We start from the raw sequence: 20,032 nt of genomic DNA on the forward strand, positions 1-20,032 counted from the left end.
TAAATTTTCAAAAGCTCGTTTAAATCTGTATTTTCGATCTCGTTTAAAGTCCACCCATTCTCAAGAAGCGAACTTTTTAGTTCTGCTTCTCGATATTGTGGCGTGTACTTAAAATGAGGATGATATAAAAGTTCCGTTACTTTTTTTTCTGTTCAGAATAAATTGCATCATAACCAGAAGTAACAGAACCTAACAATTGACCTGTAATTTTCAATAATTCACGAGCATCCATACCGTCAATATATTCTTGTCCAGTAAACTGTCCTTCAAAAATAACGTCAGCAATAAAGTCATAGCATTCTCTTAAAATAGGACGAATTGCTTCCATATCATTTGTTTTTGTTGCTTCTTCTAACCTGATTTGTAAATCAGTTCCTGTATCCATGACTGAACCTGGTAAAAATTCTGCCGACGTGAATTGTTTTGTAACATATTTGCTACCATCTTTAATCATTAATTTAATTTTTTGTTGAAATTTACTTGCCATTTTAATTCCTCCATATAAAATAGGACGACAAGGTCGTCCTAAATTGTTATTTTTAATCTGCTGTTGTTACATGTAATGTACATTCTGCAGTAAAGTTACCATCTTCTGTTGTGACTACGATTTTCGTTGTCCCTTCTCCTACAGCAGTAACCTTCCCTTGAATTGGTGTTACAGTTCCAATAGACTCGCTTTCTGAACGGAACTGATATTTTTTATTTGAGGCGTTATCTGGTGTAATTGTCGGTGTTAAGGTTGCTGTTTGGCCAACTTTTAAATTTAACTCTGTTTGGTCTAAAGTTACACCAGTAACAGCAGTAGTATTTTCTTTACGTGGATCCATTACCTCAGTAAACCAGTTTTTAATCATCTCTAAGTCAACACCTTCATCGTCTTCATCCACGGAATACATATAACCCAACCCTGGAACATCAACGAAAGACCCCGTCCATTCTGGATGGGTATAAGATACTGAACTTCCTTCTAATGTAGATGTTTCATCAGATGTTAAAGCAAATTTTCCTTTATAGAAAATCGTATAGCGATATTTACCGTTCGATTTTCGGCGACGATAAGCAAATGCGCCATCTGATGCAATATCATCCGCAGACCGCAATACGCCACCCTTTAATTTTTTTCCCCCTGTAATTTCAGCTAAAACTTCATTTTGGTAGCCGTTTGTTTCTAAAGTAACTTCTGCTCCACCAAATGCAACATACTGATCTTGAACTACACTATCGCCATAGTCAGGCGTTGTTTCTGTTGTAACATCTGGTTTGATACTTACAGCAGTACCGATTGTAATTGGCGCTCCGTAAACTGGAAAAGCGCCCGTTTCGTCTGTTAGCGGGAACCACGTTGGCTTCTCTACAGAAATGACACTTACATTTTTCTTTTTTGCCATCTATTTTTCACTCCATTCAATTAATTGTGGGAACGCAACATTAAAATTGATATGTTGAATTCCGTCTGTTTTAAACGTTTGATAATCTTCTGGAAACAATTCATTTCCGTCCAAATTCAACACATTAAAAAAAGCCCCACAGCTTTCTGTTAGGCTTGTTACTAATTGTTTATCTTTCTTACTATCAACCAGTGCAATATCAACATTGTATGCTTTATTTTGAACGTTTTGACCTACATTATCAGTCAGACTCTCTTCAAGACTTAACACAAAATAAAACGGTTCTGACGATTGCATTACATCATCAAGATAGATAGGCGCATTCGAGAACTGTTTTATTGTGTCAGTAAGTATTTTTAAAATTTTATCGTACATATCTATCCTTTCTTAACAATGATAATCGCCATTTGTTTAAATCGTTTCGGAATATATGTTGCATTAGCTAATTTATTAGATTTTTGCAACATAAATCTGCCTTTAACAAATCCGCCATTTTTTGTTCGGTGGCCATCGTTTACATATCTAAAATATTTTTCATTATTAATCAATGCTCCCACGATACGACCACTAGACAGCTTTCTAGCTTTAATGATTCGATAACCTCGTCTTAAATCACCCGATTTAATTGGTGTCATAGGTACAATTAACTGATAAATTTTAGCTAACGAATCATTCACCATTGCAGCACCTTCTTTTTCAGCAATGGGTGTCATTTTCTTTAAATTTGCAATAACTTTATCAGCATTTGATTTCATTCTAAGATCGCTTTTACTCATCAATTGCACTTCCTGATAGCACTACTTCTATATGGCTTGGATAATAAAAAGGTTTTTTTGAAAATAACACATGTTTTTGACCTGTACCTTGAGTAATAGTTATTCTATCTCCTTTTTTAACTTTTATATTAGGTTCTAAAAAAAGTTTTTGTTCTTCATAAGAGATATTAAACGCTTCTTTGTTTTCTATTACAGGTAAGTTTCCCATACTTCCTTGAGAGAAAGCACAGGGTAACTTGCCATCATGAATTGGAAAATAAACTTGTTCAGTAATTCCGCTTTCCACATTTTCAATATCACTTATTCGCTCAATAACACAGGTATCAAAATAAGTAGCTGCTAAAACTTCTGCTTCATTCAATAGAAAAACACCCCGCTATCACAGCCTAAAATACGTTTAATGGCACTGCTATAGTTCTTCATAAGTGATTGTATGTCTTTTGATTCAACTACATAACTAATTGATGTATCACCACGTTTTACACTAGCTACAGACTTATCCATTTCGTTTTTTAAAGCTTTATAGATAACCTCAATTATAAGTGGTTCAAACTCGTCCCAAGCAATATCAATTTTACAAGTATTGTAAGAATTGATTTCAAAGATAACAAGGTTTAAAACAGACAAAATCCTATCTTCAGAAGCGTTAGGTAGCATCAATTGAATTTTCTCAACGATTTCTTCTTTTTTTTCATCAACCATAAAGCATCATTACCTAAACTTTAAAAATATCTGCAGCACGTTCTAATATTTCAATAGCTTCTTTATCGTCTTCTGAAACTATAAATTCATTATTTTCGTTTGCTGTGATAAATTTTTTTGTTTTAGGATGCATAAAGCCCACAAAGTTTTTCTTGTCAAGTACACGATAAGTTACTTCTTTTTTTGTTGTTGCCATTTTTAATTTCCTCCTTTGTTATTATATTTTAGGCTTTCAAATTCAAGATTGCTCCAGAATTAGAAGCTTTGTATTCAATTGAATACTCACCAACTAATCCAATCCGTCTTGAATCTGTTGTTTTTGCTAATTCTTCCGCACGCCATTCACGTAATGGACGTAATTTTACATAATTAGTATCAATAGCTGCGATTGTTCCATTAGGTAAATTAGGTTCAATTAACGCAATTCCTGAACCGTAATTTGAGACAATATTTCCAAGTTGCAATCCAAAAGTAAGTTTATCGCCAAATTGCACAATTTTTGTTGATTTTTCATCCAACTGATCAGTCATTAATTCTTGCATATCAGGTGCTACTAAACATAATTTTTCGCCCATGTATCCTTTTTGGAACATTGTTTTAAATAAGGCATCAATATCTTTTCTTGTTACTGCCCCCGAAGCTGCTGTTTCGACTTTATTCGTTGAGCTAATCAAATTTAAAATTCCGTTCATCTGACGACCTTTAGAACCAGATTCATCAGCCTTTACACCAACAATCAATTTACGATTTAAGTCAATTTTCATTTCTGTAGCACGAAGAGCTACTTGGCTATTCAATTCATTTCCTACACCATCTACATTAATAGCATCTAATGTGCCAGATACAGAAGTTGATTTTCTGAAAATTTCAGTATAGTTGTTAAACCATGTACGATCAGATTCCGCATCTGCGTATTCTCCGCCTTCTAATTGAGCAGATGAATCATCATTATTCATGCCATATTCTCGCCATTTAATCTCAGTTGACTTGGCAGCTTCAACTTTGCCTGCGCCTAACAAATAGCTTAAAAATGGTGTGTTTGGAACTTGTAATGCGTTAACTTCCTGTGAAATATCTAAATACTCAAGATTATTTAATGAACTTTTTTTCATTTGTAGTTTCCTCCTAATCGATAAATGCTTGTAATTTTTGTCCTAATGCTGCCTCTGGATTTTCAAACGATTTTGTTTGATTACCAGTTCCCATGTTGGTTTGTTGCGATTTATTACCAAAAGCTTTAGTCATTTCTACATTTTTAATAGCTTCTGCATGCTTATCATTTATTGCTTCCAAAAGTTCTGTAAAACCTTCTACAGCCTTCTTAGTAAATTCAGTATCTGAACTAACAAGATTATTTAACATAAATTGAGAAATAGAATCTTTCAAATCTCCATCCCAATCTAAGCCAGCAATTTTTTCTGCAACAAAAGCTTTATTATCACTAGTCACACGTAATGCCTTTTCAGCTTCAAATTCAGCCTGTAATTCTTCTAATTTAATTTGTTCAGGAGTTTTATTTTTCTTAGATTCTTCATACTCCTTGATTGTTGTTTCCTTGATTTTTTCAAGATTATTTTGTTTCCAAGCTTCTAATTGTTTATCTGCAGCTGATTGTGACTGTGATTGTACAAATTTTTGTGCTTCTTCGTTTGATTCTACAAATGCCTTAAAATCATCGAAAGTGAAGTCTGTAGCACCTTCTCCCTCAGCAAACATTTGTAAATCCATTGGTAATAGGTTTGGTTTCATTTTGTTTCTCCTTTCGCCCCACGATTCGACTAATCGCCCCGCATTGCTTTAGATTTATTTATTGCGTCCCACCATTCAATTAAGCCCAGCATTGCGCTAGTTTAACGTCATTTCGGACAAAATAAAAAGCCTAACATTTGTCAGACTTTTTATTTCACTTTAACTTTAAAATATTTTTCTATATCCGTTTCTAATTCTTCTAAAATGAATTCTTGTAATTCCAAAAACTTCTTATAGTTAAACATATTCAAGAAGTACAATTGAAAAAATCTATACCGACAGTATAATTTTTGTTTTAACGCTATCGTTAAAACAGGTTTTTTATTCAAAGTAAATCACTCCCAATTTTTATGGACCAGTTCAGCACCAAGCATTTGATAATCAGTGACAGCATCTTTTACATTTTGCAGAGTTCTCGACACAATCGAAATAGTTAATTTATTTTTTCTACCTGGTATAGAATACAAAATATCAACGTGGCAATAATTACCACTCCAAACTGATTTAAGCTCATCTTTGACGATATTACCGTTGCCATCTCTCAAAGTGTGTTTGGTTAAGTATCGTTCGTTTTCTTGTTCAAAAGCTTTTTTATAGGCTTTTTCTGTACCATTCGTAACTTCTAGATTTAATACTGCTTCGAATAATCCTTTCATTGCTATCCTCCTCTCCTATGCATGTATCCTAATAAAGTAGACACATTTTTTGGTATACTATTAAATAAATAGACAGAAATTTTGAAAGGAATTTTTAATATGGTAAATAACAGAAAATCACCACGTAAATTTGACGAAGAGTTTAAAAAATCCATTGTAAAACTTCACGAAAGTGGTAAAACTCAAAATGCTTTAGCTAAGGAGTACGGCATTGCTCTTTCTTCAATTGCTCGTTGGGTCAAACAATATTCCGAAGTAAAAATTGACGATGACACGATCCTTACGGCCCGTCAAATCAAACAGCTACAAAAACGAAATGCGCAACTCGAGGAGGAAAATTTAATCCTAAAAAAAGCGATTGCCATATTCACGCCTCGCTTGACGAACGATTAAAAGCCATACACATTCTTCGATATGAACACAGTATTGTTACACTCTGTCGTGTACTCAAAGTCAATCGTTCCACTTATTACAAACGCTTTTCTGGAAAAGTAGCCCCAAGAACAAAAGAAAATCAACACCTAAGAAAAGTGATTTTAGAAATTTATACTTCTTCTCAAAAACGTCTTGGCGCTGCAAAAATCCGCCAGATTCTTTTGCGTGATTATGGCATTTCGATTAGTATTGGTCGTGTTTATCGCTTGATGAAAGCAATGGACCTCCCAAAAATGTCTACAGTAAAGCCTGTTTTCAAAAAAAGGAAAAACAAGGTTTCTTTGACACGGCCAAATCATCTAAACCAAGCGTTCAATCCACCTGCACCAAATCAAGTTTGGACAAGTGATTTTTCTTATATCCCCATCGGGAAGAAAACATTTGCGTATTTGTGTGTCGTTTTAGATTTGTTTTCTAGAAAAGTAATTGCTTGGACCGTAGGATCAACGATTGATACAAAACTAGCCATTCAAACATTAGAAAAAGCACTTCATTCTCGAAAATTAATGAATCCTGTTCTTTTTCATACAGATCAAGGGTCTCAATATACCTCTTTTGAATTTAGAAAGTTTATAGAGCATCATCCGATTGTCCATTCTCTTTCAAAACCAGGTTATCCGTGGGATAACGCCGTTACCGAAGCTTTTTTTAAATATATGAAAAAAGAAGAATTAAATCGCCGTTCATTCCATTCAATCGAAGAAGTACGTTTGGCTTGTTTCGCTTACATTGAAGGATTCTATAACACCAAACGTCCTCACGGAACATTAGATATGCTTACACCAAATGAAAAGGAGGCTCTTTACTTTGAATGTCTTTAAGTATCTTCTCTTTTTGTGTCTACTTTATTGACATCTATCCATGTTTGCTTAACACTTATATCCTTTAGCGATTTTCTTACACCCTCTACAGCAAAATGTGAATATTCCGTTCTAACAAGATTTTCAATCGATCGATTAAACTTTCCTTGTTCCAACTTAAACATGCCGCTAATAACACCATCATTTTTCATCGTTTTAAGAGCTTCCACAACCCCTCCACCACTTGCCAATGAATTAATAATGGAATTGCTCAAACGTTGCTCTAGAGTTGATATGTTGCCCCACAAGCGAGATGAAAATGTTTTTTCGCTCCACGGATAGTTCATGATGCTTTCTAGTTCATTCTTAGTTAATCCAGGTGCTGAACCGCCTAATAATTGTATTAACGCATTAGAATTAGAATTGTAGATTCGTTTTGTGATATTCTCTAAGTCGTTATTAAATTTACCGTTAACATCACTAGCTATTGCTTCACCTGCAAGGGTAGAAAAGATGTCTGCTCGTAACTGTAACAAGCGATTAACTTTCGCATAGTCAAAAGATGGAAAATATTCATCAATAAACTGCTTATAAGCTTCGTCAGACTCCATCAACTTTTCATAGTTCTTCTCAATATACTTACGGTACTTCTCTTGGTCTCGTTTGCTAAAATCTTCTAGCATCTCACTTTGAGTAATACCGTGTAAATCAGCTTGTGCCAATAACTGTCTTTGAATTTTAACTAAAGCACGTTCGAAAACAGATTCTAGTTCACTAAGAGTTTTCTTTTCCAGTTTCAAGCGTGCTTTGTCTTCTAATTCACGACGTTTTTCCCAGTAACGTTCACTAACTGTTGCTTTCTTCTTCGTCATTATCCGCACCACCTAGTTTGTAGTCACCACTAGGATAATCTTGACCTTGTTCTAAATTCATCAAGTCCATTTCATAATCTGGGTCTTTAGCAAATGGAATCTGATTAATAATTGTTCGTTTAGATAGAAACGGCGAAAGTTTTGGCAATGCATCAGCAAGATAGCCAATATCTGTTGGCAAACTGCGACTGAATGTAAACACAATTTTAGACACATCTAAATCAAGCTTATCGTTAAATTTAATGAAAGCTGCCATCGTTTCAGCGACTTCTTTTAAACCTTCCCTGAAATACTGCTCTTTTGTATTTGTTTTTGCTTCTAAGGCAATAATTTGCCATTTACGAGCTTCACCAGAAGCGTTTGATTTAAATACCTCATCATTAAAATCAATTGATTTTGTGATTGTATAGAACATTTTTTTTAGCTGGTTTAGATGATACTCGTTGAAATCTTTATTAATATCTTTCGTTACATACCCAACCTTAGCTTGTGGATCTGGTAAGTTAAGGATACCTAATTGATCCATCATTCTTTGTGCTTTTTCTTCATCTAATATTGAGCCGCTAATGGCCATGTAAGCAAGTTTAAACTGTTCAACTTCGTTTTGTTGGTCTGATAAGCTTCTATCAAATGCATCAGAAAGTTCTTCCGCCACTTCAAAATCGCAATAACGATTCGTGTTATTTTTAAATTCTGATAGGTAAAACGTTTCTAGCGGGTTTTCTACTTCCTCAATCAATTTAAATGTTCCAGATGTACCGACTAAATTAAATTCAATGTATCTGCTATATATGCGTATTCTTTCTTTAGTAATGACTTTCATTTCTTCAAAAAATTTTTTTTGGTGTGTGTCGTATTTTTCACGAATAAAGATATCTGCATTTTCGTATTTTTCAGCTTTCCATGGTTCGATATTGCTCGCCCATAATTGCCAACCTTCCTTGGTTTTAACAGGTTCTAACAAACGAAAAGCAACACCACAAGCTCCTTGAAACCGAGCTGTGTCAGAATCAAGCATGGCAAACCGCATATCATTCACTAACTCTGTAAGCCGTTCGAACTCTTTTGGTGTTTTGGTGTTTTTTAATGTATTATTCAAAAATAAATCTTTAGCACGTTGCATAATTGATCGTCTCTGCTCTGTAATATCGTAATCCCACTTAATTGGAATACCTGTGAAATGGTCCGCTGCTTGATCGACAATAGTATTGTATAAACCAGCATGAAGTTTATTATTCACTTTTATAATCTTTGTGTTTGGTTTAGGTCTTCTATCGATCTCATTTTGTTCGCTTGTATAAGCTTTGTATTTGCGCTCTCTATCATCAAAAAATGGCTTCATTTCAGTAATAAAATCATTAGGATCGAAAACTTCTTCATTAATTTGTGTAGAATATTTTGTTCGTAATCTTTTATACCGCTTTAAACTTAAATTGTTTTGAAACATTTTCACACCTCCTAATATTGGATAAATCTAACTTGGTTATCATTTGCTAATGTTTCTACAATGCCTGTTACAGCATCTGGTGCATCATCGTGTTTGTTTTTACCTTCCCTTTGGTAGGTCGTCATAGCTTCATAAAATTCTGGCCATCTTATTTTCCAATCTGATGGGAAATACACATTATTTTCTACAAGTGCCGAATTAGAAAGAATACGTGATTGTTTATTTGCCGATTGATGAAATGGCTCGTAATAAGCACCACGATATCCTCGTTCTTTAACAATTCTTTCTGAATTACGAGAAAAACCACGCCCGCCAGAGTTAGACTCAATGCGGACATGGTTTACTTGGTTATTTTTAATTTGTTCAGCGTGTGCTGTTTCCGTTTGTTCCATTGGTTCTTTTGTAAATAGAACATCCAATACTTCTGCTTTATGATCTTCTGTCTCACCAAAAACAATTGAACAAAGATTATCAGCACCGGTGTCTGCTGTATCGGTATAATTCCATATTTTAATGTAATTAGAGCGTGTTTCATATGTTGAAAATTTTTGGTACAAACGACCCTTTAAATCAATCGGTTCTTGTTGATAGTTAGCAGAAGCAATATCTGCACCCATCGTTTTCTTTTTACGGAAATATTCTTCTTTAGAAAGGACAGACTCACAAAGCATGGTGTCTATTTCTTCGTTATATGCTTTCATGCTAATATGCTTTACTTTATAACCAGATTGAGGTAACTCCTTTAAAGCTTTTCCTGCTAAATCATTAGAATGCCACCTAGTCATGATGATTATAATTTTACCGCCTGTTTCTAAACGAGAAAGCATAGTATTGATAAACCAATCCCAGTGCTTCTCTAAAACCATAGCATTATTTGCTTCTTCGGCATTTTTAATTAAATCATCAATGATAATAATGTCTGCACCAAAACCTGTAGCTGTTCCTGTTGGAGATGTCGCTAAATAATTATTGTACCCACCGTTCAAGCTCCACAAATTCATAGCGCCATCACCTGATTTTATTTCTACACCAGGGAATACATCTGAAAATACTATCCTGCCTTCATCAGCTTTTATTTCCTGAATAGCATTCCTCACACCTTTAGAAAATGTTGTAGATAATGTTTCGTTATACGAACCTGTCATTATCTTTTTTTGATTGTCATTTCCTAATAACCATTCTACGAATTTACCAGCGGTTCTTGATTTTCCATGTCTAGGTGGTTCATTGATAACTAGAACGTTATCATCACTATCATAAATGAATTCTTGCAAATCATCGCATAATTCTTTTAAGTACACTCTATCTTGTTTATAAAAGTCAGATGCCGTCAATTTGCAATAGTCCCAAAAATAACGACGGGATAATTCTAACTTTGCACCTAAAACAATTTTATCCATCATCTTTAGCTAACCTTCTTAATTCTTCTTCAGATAAGTTAGTGAACGGATTGCTAACAGACATTTCGCCAGAAATTTGAGTTTCTTTTCGATCTCGCCATTCGTCTGGCTTTCTGTTTTTCAACCAGAAAATAGCCGCAGTTGGATTAGGAGCTACTTGTTTTGTAACCTTTTTTGTAATTTCCATACCGTTTTCTGTCAGTTCTTCTGTAACTTCGGTGTATTCGTAGCCTGTAGCACTCTTAAACAATGCATTCTCCACTTGGCGATCGACAACTTCTTTCCCTTTTTTAAGGGCGGAAGAAATGGAAGAAAATTTCTTTTTCCAATCGGTAAATGTTCGTTCGGATACTCCGATATTTTGGGCTATCTGCTTATCGATGAGGCCATCTCGCGCCCATCCTTCGATTTTGATTAACCCTTCATTGGTTAGCCACTCTGTGTACTTTGCCATGACCTCACCGCCTTTCTGTATCAATATAAGCTAAATTAATCTTTTTAACGTTTTAAACGTATCACTCAGTAACCACATGTTGTAAATTTGCGAACAATCCTTAAAAAACGTAGTGCTATTTTTTACCCCACGTTTATCTTCGTAATAGACTTTAATTTCGTTTTCTGTGATGGTAACAGAGGTTACACCGTCCTCAATGTGTTCGGCTTTCTCTGTTCCTTCTACGTTCAATCGCCTTACATATTGTAAAATCATAGTTATTCTTCCTTTCTGTCTAATAATTTATCATTTCATGTACTTCTCTACATTCTCTTGTATATGCTTATCACCCCAACTACCATGCCCACAATAAACAAGCTTGCACGCATCAATTTCTTTCGGTGTGGCTTCTCTTGTCATTTCGACAATGGAAGCATTCTTCTTTATCTGCACAGACATTACAACGCGCATTGAATCAGTTGAGCGGTTCGGCTGTGGATATTTATGTGTTAACGATACATACCAATAGCTTTTCATATTTTTCTCTCCTAGTTGTTTTTATGTACTTGATTCAGCAAATTATTTCTTGATATACTATTGATAGGTAGCAACTCCTTATAAATAATAGTTTATCGATGCTGATTAAATGTTTTGCAACCCTCATTTTATCTAACAATCCAATTAAAAAGATTTGCTACCTAGCCACTAGAACCCATAGTCTAGTGGCTTTTTTATTTCTTCTACCTTTAGAATGCCGCTTGTAATCATATATGATTCACCTCTTTTCTTAAAATACAAAAAGACCACTAAAAAAGTGATCCTGATTGAATTTATTCTATTTCATGGTATAATGTACATAGAAAAAGGACGTGCTACTAACACGCCCCATGTAGAACCGTTAAAAAGACGGTGACTTGAATAAATGTTTTAACCATCTATCCTCTGTCAAAGTGTTAGATGGTTATTTTTTTGTGTTCGTATGGTCTATAATCAGCAATACCAATGTCGCAAATGCAATCATTAGCGATAATGCTTCGAATACAGACATGCCTACTCCCTTCTAGGGATAAAGCTATGAACCATAGGCATCACCCCTTTATTCAAGAGATTAGCCACCATCTTTTCACTTTTCTACAAACGTTATTATACATAATTTTTCATTCTTCTACCAGATAAAAAAAGAGGCACTTGCAAGCTAGTGCCTCAGCGTGAATGTACAGAAACATCTATCGACGATTCTTTTATTTAAGTAGCAAAGCTACCTATTGGCGCGGCAGGAATCGAACCTGCCTCTTATCTCGCTATATGCTCGTTGCATCCCAGATGCTACACGCCAACCGAAAGAATTTTTATACTATGCCATTTTTGAGATTGCCTACCACAAACTCAATATCGCTGGCAAGGATTTGCACCTTGCATGATTAGATTTACCCGATGGGCCAAAGCCCTACATACGAACTTATACGTTGTTCCAATGTCTAATCTCACGTACGAGCGTCTACCTGTTCCGCCACAGCGATAATTCACTCACAAACCTGTAGAAAAAAGAGAGAGGAATTACACCCCATTTCTTTTAGTTTGAGAACGTATGATTTGTGAGTGATCATTGCAACTTACATAGCGCTATCTTGACAATTGCTTTCAGCGTACGTCTACGTGTAAGCTTCATGCCAAGTTTATTGCAATATTTGCTACCTATGACTAAACGAGACAGAAAGAACTGGACTTTCCACATCCTTATTCTTTATTTTTTTTGTAGGTAGCCTCAAAAGATAAGCGAAACGGAGCTAAGATAGGTAATGCATGCCTTACCTCGTTTCCTTATCTTTCGACACTACCATAATAACACCTAAATATTGATAAAAACCGCCAACTTTCCGCCAAAAAACCGCCAAAAATTGGCGGTTATTTTAGTAATCTTAATTTAGGTGATTCTGTTGTTTGTTTTTCGTATGAAAATTCGTATCCAGTAATTTTTTCTAATTCATCTTTAGGTAATTTAATTAATTGAAATAGTTCATTTTGGGAAACTACATCATTATTAATGATCATCTCTATAACCATCTTCAGCAACTTAGGTTTTTCTACAGGCAAAATATCATCATAAGGTTCTTTAGTTCTCCACTTATTAGCCGAAATTCTTTTGTTCAGATATAAACGTTGATCATCATTAATCAAATCTAATAAATATGTCTTGTATATCATAGCTTGAATTGACACACCCCAATATTTTTTCAAGTCTACATAATAATCTAATGAAGTAGATAATAAAGAATCAGAGAATGCCTCTGAAGGAAGTAGAAAATGCGAAGCAAATAAATTTGCTTGCTTTTCTATAATATTTTTGAGATCTTGAGCCGAATAATCGTGAATACTTTCAATACTATTATGCAACAAAATATGCCCCAGTTCATGAGCAATATTAAATCGTCTTCTGACTGCAGACTCACTATTATCTGTAAGCATTATGAAAGGTCTGTCTATAATCCACCTTGATACAGCATCTAAAGTTGTATCAGACATGTTCGCTTCAGCAATAAGAATTCCATTTTTTTCAGCTACTTGAGTTAAATTATCAATTGGTAAGTTAGCCCCAAGATTCCATTTTTCTCGCAATTGATGAGCTTTCTCAATTATATCAGCTTCTGTTATGTCATATATTTCTTTATCTAATACATCTGGCAATTGTAAATTAGGGAAATTTACGTATGATGATAATCTACTATACACATCAAATAAATATTTCAATCTTTCTTTCTGCATATCTCTAACACGTTTAGTAGAGGCACTCTGACTTCTAAAAAAAGTCGCTCCTGTTGTAAGTTCCAACGTTTCTTTTGAAAAAAAACTTCTAGGAAAATTTAAAACAGATAATAGTTTCAAAAGACTTTCAGCCTTTGGAATTGTTTTTCCTGATTCATAGTTTGAAATCATTTGACGAGATAAACCAGACTTTTCTGCCAATTCTTTCATTGTCAATCCTCTAGATATTCGTGCTGAAGTCAATTGTTTTGGATTAAACGCTATCCTCTCTTTCACCCTTTTCGGCACCTCTTCCCATAATCTCTTTAGCTTTTGATGTAAACGTTAATTGTAATTCGTCTACCAGTTGCTTAGGATTTTCCAAAAGGATAGGCGAGTTAGTTATATCAACTTGATCTATCCAAGATAATTTTGTCTTGCCTTCATTTACTTCTGGTAATCCCAATTTCACAAAGTCTAATTTATGATTTTTACCTCCATATGTCAATAGTAAAAAAGGCGGGGTATTTTCATTGTATTCTGTATTTATATCTTTAGGATCAGTAAAAAGATTATACTGTTTGTTTAATAGACTTCCTCGATTCCTATAAACTGCATTTCTAGGTACAGCATATGGCGTATTTACTTTCGCTGGAGTTAATATTCCACCTTCTACTTCGACAAGAAGATAAGTATGACCATTAGGATATCTACTACTAGATTTATCAGCAATCTCGTGCAAAATATTAGAACTTTGAAATACTTGTTTTAATCCTACATCTACTAAACCATGTCGCACGTATCCCCAAACCTGTTTCATTTCTTGTCTTTGAAATACTTTTTCCCTTAAAACAAGTTCATCCAAAAATCTATAGGCTTCTTTAATACTTAATGATAGTATCCCTGGTAATCTAGGATCACAATTTTTTCTTAAATGATTTTCTAAAATTTCCATAAAAAGGCCTCCTCGATAAACTTCACCTATACTATGTTTATAGTTTGCCTTTTTTTAAAAAAAATGTCAACACTTAATTTTTATATGCAATTATTTTACCATTTCGATACGCTTCAGCAAATTCAATTAAAGCCTCTGATTTCATTCGTTGAATACTTCTTTCGGAATATCCAACTTCCCTAGCTATCTTGTAATTAGAGTAATGGTCCTGCACACAGAAACTATAATGCAAAATTTGTCTGCTAGTTAGGCTCAATGCCATAAGCGCAGATAAAATTGCGTCTCTTTCTGCTTCTGCATCTGCTAATTGTACTAGCGCATCTTCTGCTTTGTTCCCGTGACTTTGGCTTTTAGGCATTTCTGTAATAATTGGTGATTTTAAATCTATCAAAGAGCGACCAGCTATTCGCTCTAAACGTCTAAAACTCTTCAACACATTTCTAGCATTCGCTTTTGTTTGTCGAAAATCTACTTCTTTTAGCAATTGAATCAAGTGGAATCGCTCCTTTTGTGGTATAATAACTATGTCGAAAACATTACTCACAGTCGGAGCAATCCGGCTTTTTTTATTTACTCTTATTGAAATTTCATATTTCATCATGATATAATATGGACAACTCAATTCATCTTGAGTGGTGTCATCTAGAAAACTCGACTAGAAAAAACTAGTTGAGTTTTTCTATTTATGATAAAATATTTTTATTGTGACCAATGTTTGGGGCAAAGTAACCTCACATATCACAAGCTACCACTTTTCTGGTAAAATATTCTTCTTAGTCAACCAGTGGTCGGTTGGCTTTTTTATTGTTTAATTCGACCGTTATCGGGCTGCCATACTTTAAAATTTTCCATTCGCCATTATAGTGTTTGTTATAAAAATCTGCATTACGTTTAGCATCTGATAATGTGTAAAACGTTCTTCTCATGTATTCAACATAAATGCCATCGACTTGACGGCCTAGTATATATAATTCTGGATAACTTAACATTTTTACTTTTCCTTCCCAAAAATCTCTTCTAGATCACAAGGGTGTATATCTTGGTTAATTTCTGACATGAAGTACTTTCCTCTAACCTCACAGACACCGTCTGGGTAAAGTCGGACCAATTCTACTAGTTGTCCAACTTTAAAATTATGATCAAAACGGCTATTTCCTATGACTCTAAATATCCTGTTCATCTATTCACCATCGACTTTCACAGCAAACGGCCAATAGCGCTCGTCAATTGCTTTGATTTCTTGTTCAGTATATTTTTTTGCTTCGTCTATACTTTCTGTAATAGGTATACAAAAACCAAATCTCGCATATCCAATTTCTGGCAACTTCACATAATAAAGCGGCTCTTTCATGACTTCGTAGCCATCAAGCCATGCATGAGCGAACGTCTCTTTATTGTCATCTAGCCATTTATCGAGGCCATCGTTAATTGGATAAGACATATATATTGGATCATACGACTGCATAAATCCATAGCCTTGTCTTTTAGCATATTTAATCCAGTCAGCCACAACTTGTGGTATCACGACTTTTTTCGGTTCGTCTAGTTGTTTTGCTAAACTAATTGCTCTTTCGTTGGCATAGTCAGCACCTTTCAAATAATCAAGGCTGTCTGTAGAAACTTCTATGCATTCTAATTCTTCAATCAATTCTTGTTTATTCATCGCTGTTCCTCCAACTTATTATTTATACTTATTTTTTTCTTTTTTTGATATAATATAAAAAAAAGAAAGGATGATGATTTTGAAAAAATGCTTTTTTGTAACGCCTATCGGTGAAGACGACTCTCTCGAAAGAAAAAATTCTGACACTGTACTTAAGCACATCATAAAACCAGTTTGTGAAAAATTAGGTTTTGAGGTAATTCGTGTTGATCAATTACATACAGTAGATAGAATCGACCACACAATAACTGAATATTTAACCGAGTCAGATCTAGTCATAGTGGACTTAACGTATCATAATGCTAACGTTTTTTATGAATTTGGATTCAGACAAGCATTAAAATTACCGCTAATACCTTTAATTACAGAGGGTGAAAGTATTCCTTTTGATGTGAACACACTTAGAACAATTTATTATGTTACGACTGATTTAGATAAAGTTGAAAATGTAAAAAACAAACTATCCGAAACAATAAAACATATGAATTTTGAAACATCAACTGCGTCCGTTCAAAATGAATTGAATATTGATAATACATTGCTTCTAAATATTATTGATAAGCTTGAAGATATTGAAGCTGCTGTTCAGCTCAGAAATGATAGAGAAACCGAACGAATTGCAGAATTAATGTCAAAATATTCCCATCCACAAAAATCAGCAGAAGCAGAGATTGTAGGTAGTATTTTGGGGCCAATATTGCAAATGGCCACACAAGATCCGGAAGCATTCAAAAAACTCAACGATGTTCTCGCAGATTCTGATTCTTAATTTTTTCAGCTGTATAAAGTCCTTTGTAGTAACCTACGAGGGATTTTTGTTTTTTTATTTCTTTTACCAATCTTTCTATTGTAAATAAGTATAATTTATTCATCGCTGTTTTCCTCCTGTTCAATCCAGTCTACAAACGCTCGTACCACTTCGATTTCTTCATAATATTTACATACATTAATAAGGTTATATGGGTAACTTTGATATAATTCACAAAGATAAAACAAACATGGCGCTTTAATTTCAGTTTCATTAAATCGAGCTTTCAACCAATTAAGTAAAAGCTTTTGATTTTCGTTGAGTTCTGATTGTTTGATTCCTCTAACAGTGTGACATCCACCATACGATTCATAGCCACTTATGACAATATGGCTTTTAATACGTTTAGCTGACTCAAATTCGCCCCACGTTTTGCCATTAATTATTAATCTACCTGTAGACATTCCGTTTCCTCCTAATCTTTGCTAACTTTTTCGCAACATTCTGTCCGCTTTTGTTGCATAACGGACAAGAAGTTGCTTTTGAATGACCGAATCTATCTTTTTCCCAGACAATCATCTGTCACTTGCATTTTATACATACCATCGCTTTTCCCTCGCTTGCTGTATGTGCCGTTTGCAATTTTTGCGTTTTTTTGTTTTCGATTTCGCTTTTTGATCCGTTTTCCTTTTTTTTCCACTACTTTTGTTCCTCCAAACCCATAATTTCAATTTCTGTCCGTGGTCGCATACTGTACAACTTTTGGCAAACCATTACAGCAATTTGACCATCGTTTTTATATAAAATACCTTCGGCAGCATCTGTCACTGCTTTAAAATAATTGTCTAAATCGGGCTTTTTATCGCAATATTTCCGCTCTAATTTCACTTCTAAGCGTTTCTTTTTAGAACTTAATAGATATTTAGGTGCAGGAACGTAAAACGTCACATGCGCAAAAATAGCCCCTTTTTCAATCAATTCTGGTTTTGCCTTTCGTAGATACGCTTTTACCTTTTGTTTATAAGCTCTCATTGCGCTATCTTCATAGGTTTGAACATAATTCCCACGCCTTGCGAATCGTGGGCGACTTTGTGGCTTGGGCTCAATCGGTAGAATAATTCGCATCTCTTCCACCTCGAACCTTACAAATCGGCTTCTTTGACGAATACTCCGTTTACCATTTCTCCTTGGCGATTTTTGATTTCGCTATATGCTTGATTTAAGCATTCGTATAAATCCATGTTTTTTTGCATAGCGAGAATAATTAACGTCACAACCACATCACCAATGCCATCTCTTAGGTCGTTTTCGTTGTTTCTTGCCAATGCAGCCCCAACTTCTCCGACTTCCTCAATCACTTTTAGCATTTGCTTTTCAGGCTCTGCTTTATCTAAACGCTTTTCTTTCGCCCATTCTTCCACTAATTTAACTAATTCATCCATGTTTTTATCCTCCCAACAATTCTTGCATTTGTCTTTCAAATTCAGCTTGTTCTTCTGGTGATAGCTTTTCTTCTTCACCGTTTGCTTGATTCATCCATTCAGGCACCTTTTCTTGCCGAACAGGTTTATTTTGATATTGCTTATTTTGTGTTTTTTTATCTGCTCGTTCTCTCTCGTTATTTAGATAATCAGCATATGTTTTTACACCATTTGCTCGCCAATTTTTCAAAATACCAGCAAAATAGCTATATCTTCGTTCGTTATTTCTAGCACAGATATTAACAGCCTCTTTCAATAGCTCGAGGTCTCCGTCAAAATCAGAAAGATCGTATTGTAAATCAGTGATATTAACAGGAGTAGCAGGACTTACATTCTGTGAATAATAGCGGATTAACTCCGTTAGCTTTTCTTCACCTAACGGCTCTTCAAAGAATGCTTTTTCAACCGACGTTTCAGGTGACGACGGATTGATGCTACTTTCTGTTTCTTTTTTGTTTACTTTACTTTTATTTACTTTACTTTCTCTTTCTTTTTCTCTTTGTGTATTATTGACACCATTAACTACAGTTGAAGGTGCATGTATCCTAATAAAGTAGACACATTTTTTGGTATACTATTAAATAAATAGACAGAAATTTTGAAAGGAATTTTTAATATGGTAAATAACAGAAAATCACCACGTAAATTTGACGAAGAGTTTAAAAAATCCATTGTAAAACTTCACGAAAGTGGTAAAACTCAAAATGCTTTAGCTAAGGAGTACGGCATTGCTCTTTCTTCAATTGCTCGTTGGGTCAAACAATATTCCGAAGTAAAAATTGACGATGACACGATCCTTACGGCCCGTCAAATCAAACAGCTACAAAAACGAAATGCGCAACTCGAGGAGGAAAATTTAATCCTAAAAAAAGCGATTGCCATATTCACGCCTCGCTTGACGAACGATTAAAAGCCATACACATTCTTCGATATGAACACAGTATTGTTACACTCTGTCGTGTACTCAAAGTCAATCGTTCCACTTATTACAAACGCTTTTCTGGAAAAGTAGCCCCAAGAACAAAAGAAAATCAACACCTAAGAAAAGTGATTTTAGAAATTTATACTTCTTCTCAAAAACGTCTTGGCGCTGCAAAAATCCGCCAGATTCTTTTGCGTGATTATGGCATTTCGATTAGTATTGGTCGTGTTTATCGCTTGATGAAAGCAATGGACCTCCCAAAAATGTCTACAGTAAAGCCTGTTTTCAAAAAAAGGAAAAACAAGGTTTCTTTAACACGGCCAAATCATCTAAACCAAGCGTTCAATCCACCTGCACCAAATCAAGTTTGGACAAGTGATTTTTCTTATATCCCCATCGGGAAGAAAACATTTGCGTATTTGTGTGTCGTTTTAGATTTGTTTTCTAGAAAAGTAATTGCTTGGACCGTAGGATCAACGATTGATACAAAACTAGCCATTCAAACATTAGAAAAAGCACTTCATTCTCGAAAATTAATGAATCCTGTTCTTTTTCATACAGATCAAGGGTCTCAATATACCTCTTTTGAATTTAGAAAGTTTATAGAGCATCATCCGATTGTCCATTCTCTTTCAAAACCAGGTTATCCGTGGGATAACGCCGTTACCGAAGCTTTTTTTAAATATATGAAAAAAGAAGAATTAAATCGCCGTTCATTCCATTCAATCGAAGAAGTACGTTTGGCTTGTTTCGCTTACATTGAAGGATTCTATAACACCAAACGTCCTCACGGAACATTAGATATGCTTACACCAAATGAAAAGGAGGCTCTTTACTTTGAATGTCTTTAAGTATCTTCTCTT

27 protein-coding genes, 1 tRNA gene and 2 pseudogenes are annotated in these 20,032 nt (G+C 34.6%); 3 read left to right on the top strand and 27 right to left on the bottom strand.

Translation table 11 applies throughout. The annotated features are described in order from the left end of the window. Nucleotides 1–136: 136 nt before the first annotated feature. From gpG to IGJ63_RS07960, 10 genes are all read right to left on the bottom strand, one after another. Nucleotides 137–487 carry a phage tail assembly chaperone G gene (gpG, locus tag IGJ63_RS07915; protein WP_438746203.1) on the bottom strand — a complete coding sequence of 117 codons (351 nt, stop codon included), beginning with the start codon at nt 485–487 and terminating at the stop codon, nt 137–139. Between the two features lie 52 nt (nt 488–539). Further along, the gene (locus IGJ63_RS07920) at nt 540–1,388 is read right to left on the bottom strand and encodes a major tail protein (RefSeq protein WP_231424515.1); all 849 of its coding nucleotides are present in this window, start codon (nt 1,386–1,388) and stop codon (nt 540–542) included. Next, nucleotides 1,389–1,763, bottom strand: a complete 375-nt coding sequence (locus tag IGJ63_RS07925; protein ID WP_142956357.1) for a phage tail terminator family protein — start codon at nt 1,761–1,763, stop codon at nt 1,389–1,391. A gap of 2 nt (nt 1,764–1,765) precedes the next feature. Beyond that, complete coding sequence (locus tag IGJ63_RS07930) at nt 1,766–2,164, bottom strand: HK97 gp10 family phage protein (protein ID WP_002357036.1); 399 nt, start codon at nt 2,162–2,164, stop codon at nt 1,766–1,768. Then, the gene (locus IGJ63_RS07935) at nt 2,157–2,525 is read right to left on the bottom strand and encodes a hypothetical protein (protein WP_002407273.1); all 369 of its coding nucleotides are present in this window, start codon (nt 2,523–2,525) and stop codon (nt 2,157–2,159) included. The genes IGJ63_RS07930 and IGJ63_RS07935 overlap by 8 nt, the downstream gene beginning before the upstream one ends. Further along, a complete protein-coding gene (locus IGJ63_RS07940; RefSeq protein WP_231433024.1) occupies nt 2,522–2,866 on the bottom strand; it encodes a hypothetical protein in 345 nt (114 codons plus the stop codon). The genes IGJ63_RS07935 and IGJ63_RS07940 overlap by 4 nt, the downstream gene beginning before the upstream one ends. A gap of 13 nt (nt 2,867–2,879) precedes the next feature. Beyond that, nucleotides 2,880–3,062, bottom strand: a complete 183-nt coding sequence (locus IGJ63_RS07945; RefSeq protein ID WP_438746206.1) for a hypothetical protein — start codon at nt 3,060–3,062, stop codon at nt 2,880–2,882. A 28-nt stretch (nt 3,063–3,090) separates the two neighbouring features. After that, entirely contained in the window at nt 3,091–3,978 is an 888-nt protein-coding gene (locus tag IGJ63_RS07950; protein ID WP_202454484.1) for an SU10 major capsid protein, read from the bottom strand. A gap of 13 nt (nt 3,979–3,991) precedes the next feature. Further along, complete coding sequence (locus IGJ63_RS07955; RefSeq protein ID WP_010820917.1) at nt 3,992–4,615, bottom strand: capsid assembly scaffolding protein Gp46 family protein; 624 nt, start codon at nt 4,613–4,615, stop codon at nt 3,992–3,994. Between the two features lie 335 nt (nt 4,616–4,950). Then, the gene (locus tag IGJ63_RS07960) at nt 4,951–5,271 is read right to left on the bottom strand and encodes a hypothetical protein (RefSeq protein WP_078127061.1); all 321 of its coding nucleotides are present in this window, start codon (nt 5,269–5,271) and stop codon (nt 4,951–4,953) included. Between the two features lie 99 nt (nt 5,272–5,370). Between IGJ63_RS07960 and IGJ63_RS07965 the strand changes: the two genes are divergently transcribed. Continuing rightward, nucleotides 5,371–6,527 (top strand): IS3 family transposase gene (locus IGJ63_RS07965; protein WP_438745968.1). Its coding sequence is split into 2 segments (ribosomal slippage): nt 5,371–5,629 and nt 5,629–6,527, totalling 1,158 coding nucleotides; the frame shifts between segments, so codons are not numbered across the junction. A 41-nt stretch (nt 6,528–6,568) separates the two neighbouring features. Here IGJ63_RS07965 and IGJ63_RS07970 read toward each other — a convergent pair. The 13 genes and pseudogenes from IGJ63_RS07970 to IGJ63_RS08030 all read right to left on the bottom strand — a co-directional run. After that, nucleotides 6,569–7,378: pseudogene (locus IGJ63_RS07970) on the bottom strand (head protein); the annotation flags it as partial. Further along, nucleotides 7,353–8,825, bottom strand: a complete 1,473-nt coding sequence (locus tag IGJ63_RS07975; RefSeq protein WP_289861244.1) for a phage portal protein — start codon at nt 8,823–8,825, stop codon at nt 7,353–7,355. The pseudogene IGJ63_RS07970 and the gene IGJ63_RS07975, both read right to left, overlap by 26 nt. 11 nt (nt 8,826–8,836) lie before the next feature. After that, entirely contained in the window at nt 8,837–10,225 is a 1,389-nt protein-coding gene (terL, locus tag IGJ63_RS07980; protein WP_438746632.1) for a phage terminase large subunit, read from the bottom strand. Continuing rightward, nucleotides 10,218–10,679, bottom strand: coding sequence for a helix-turn-helix domain-containing protein (locus IGJ63_RS07985; RefSeq protein WP_438746209.1), 462 nt, complete (start codon nt 10,677–10,679; stop codon nt 10,218–10,220). Before IGJ63_RS07985 ends, terL begins: the two co-directional genes overlap by 8 nt. A gap of 30 nt (nt 10,680–10,709) precedes the next feature. After that, nucleotides 10,710–10,934: a hypothetical protein gene (locus IGJ63_RS07990; protein WP_438746211.1), complete on the bottom strand. Its 225-nt coding sequence runs from the start codon at nt 10,932–10,934 to the stop codon at nt 10,710–10,712. Nucleotides 10,935–10,964: 30 nt separating this feature from the next. Further along, complete coding sequence (locus IGJ63_RS07995; RefSeq protein ID WP_438746213.1) at nt 10,965–11,195, bottom strand: hypothetical protein; 231 nt, start codon at nt 11,193–11,195, stop codon at nt 10,965–10,967. Between the two features lie 424 nt (nt 11,196–11,619). Next, nucleotides 11,620–11,706: a putative holin-like toxin gene (locus tag IGJ63_RS08000; RefSeq protein WP_219376566.1), complete on the bottom strand. Its 87-nt coding sequence runs from the start codon at nt 11,704–11,706 to the stop codon at nt 11,620–11,622. 217 nt (nt 11,707–11,923) lie between these two features. Next, nucleotides 11,924–11,994, bottom strand: a tRNA-Arg gene (locus tag IGJ63_RS08005). A gap of 569 nt (nt 11,995–12,563) precedes the next feature. Continuing rightward, entirely contained in the window at nt 12,564–13,697 is a 1,134-nt protein-coding gene (locus IGJ63_RS08010; protein ID WP_438746215.1) for a helix-turn-helix domain-containing protein, read from the bottom strand. Further along, complete coding sequence (locus IGJ63_RS08015; RefSeq protein WP_438746217.1) at nt 13,675–14,355, bottom strand: hypothetical protein; 681 nt, start codon at nt 14,353–14,355, stop codon at nt 13,675–13,677. The genes IGJ63_RS08010 and IGJ63_RS08015 overlap by 23 nt, the downstream gene beginning before the upstream one ends. A gap of 73 nt (nt 14,356–14,428) precedes the next feature. Next, nucleotides 14,429–14,848 carry an ArpU family phage packaging/lysis transcriptional regulator gene (locus IGJ63_RS08020; protein WP_438746219.1) on the bottom strand — a complete coding sequence of 140 codons (420 nt, stop codon included), beginning with the start codon at nt 14,846–14,848 and terminating at the stop codon, nt 14,429–14,431. A 280-nt stretch (nt 14,849–15,128) separates the two neighbouring features. Next, on the bottom strand, nt 15,129–15,344 hold the full coding sequence (locus IGJ63_RS08025) for a hypothetical protein (protein WP_438746221.1): 216 nt from the start codon (nt 15,342–15,344) through the stop codon (nt 15,129–15,131). A 191-nt stretch (nt 15,345–15,535) separates the two neighbouring features. Next, the gene (locus IGJ63_RS08030; protein WP_438746223.1) at nt 15,536–16,018 is read right to left on the bottom strand and encodes a DUF1642 domain-containing protein; all 483 of its coding nucleotides are present in this window, start codon (nt 16,016–16,018) and stop codon (nt 15,536–15,538) included. A gap of 79 nt (nt 16,019–16,097) precedes the next feature. Between IGJ63_RS08030 and IGJ63_RS08035 the strand changes: the two genes are divergently transcribed. Further along, the gene (locus tag IGJ63_RS08035; RefSeq protein ID WP_070363864.1) at nt 16,098–16,787 is read left to right on the top strand and encodes a hypothetical protein; all 690 of its coding nucleotides are present in this window, start codon (nt 16,098–16,100) and stop codon (nt 16,785–16,787) included. Between the two features lie 95 nt (nt 16,788–16,882). On the opposite strand, the gene IGJ63_RS08040 is transcribed toward IGJ63_RS08035, so the two are convergent. From IGJ63_RS08040 to IGJ63_RS08055, 4 genes and pseudogenes are all read right to left on the bottom strand, one after another. Further along, nucleotides 16,883–17,230 (bottom strand): hypothetical protein, encoded by a 348-nt coding sequence (locus tag IGJ63_RS08040; protein WP_438746225.1) that lies wholly within the window; start codon nt 17,228–17,230, stop codon nt 16,883–16,885. Between the two features lie 235 nt (nt 17,231–17,465). Further along, on the bottom strand, nt 17,466–17,891 hold the full coding sequence (locus IGJ63_RS08045) for a RusA family crossover junction endodeoxyribonuclease (protein ID WP_438746227.1): 426 nt from the start codon (nt 17,889–17,891) through the stop codon (nt 17,466–17,468). 17 nt (nt 17,892–17,908) lie between these two features. Beyond that, nucleotides 17,909–18,208 carry a MazG-like family protein gene (locus tag IGJ63_RS08050; protein WP_010784387.1) on the bottom strand — a complete coding sequence of 100 codons (300 nt, stop codon included), beginning with the start codon at nt 18,206–18,208 and terminating at the stop codon, nt 17,909–17,911. Between the two features lie 4 nt (nt 18,209–18,212). Continuing rightward, nucleotides 18,213–18,770: pseudogene (locus IGJ63_RS08055) on the bottom strand (DnaD domain protein); the annotation flags it as partial. A gap of 93 nt (nt 18,771–18,863) precedes the next feature. On the opposite strand from IGJ63_RS08055, the gene IGJ63_RS08060 reads away from it, so the two are divergent. Further along, a protein-coding gene (locus tag IGJ63_RS08060; RefSeq protein ID WP_438745968.1) for an IS3 family transposase occupies nt 18,864–20,020 on the top strand; the annotation gives its coding sequence in 2 pieces (ribosomal slippage) (nt 18,864–19,122 and nt 19,122–20,020; 1,158 coding nt in all). Nucleotides 20,021–20,032: the final 12 nt, after the last annotated feature.

The sequence above is a fragment of the Enterococcus sp. DIV1375a genome (assembly GCF_051712205.1).
GTDB lineage: Bacteria > Bacillota > Bacilli > Lactobacillales > Enterococcaceae > Enterococcus > Enterococcus faecalis.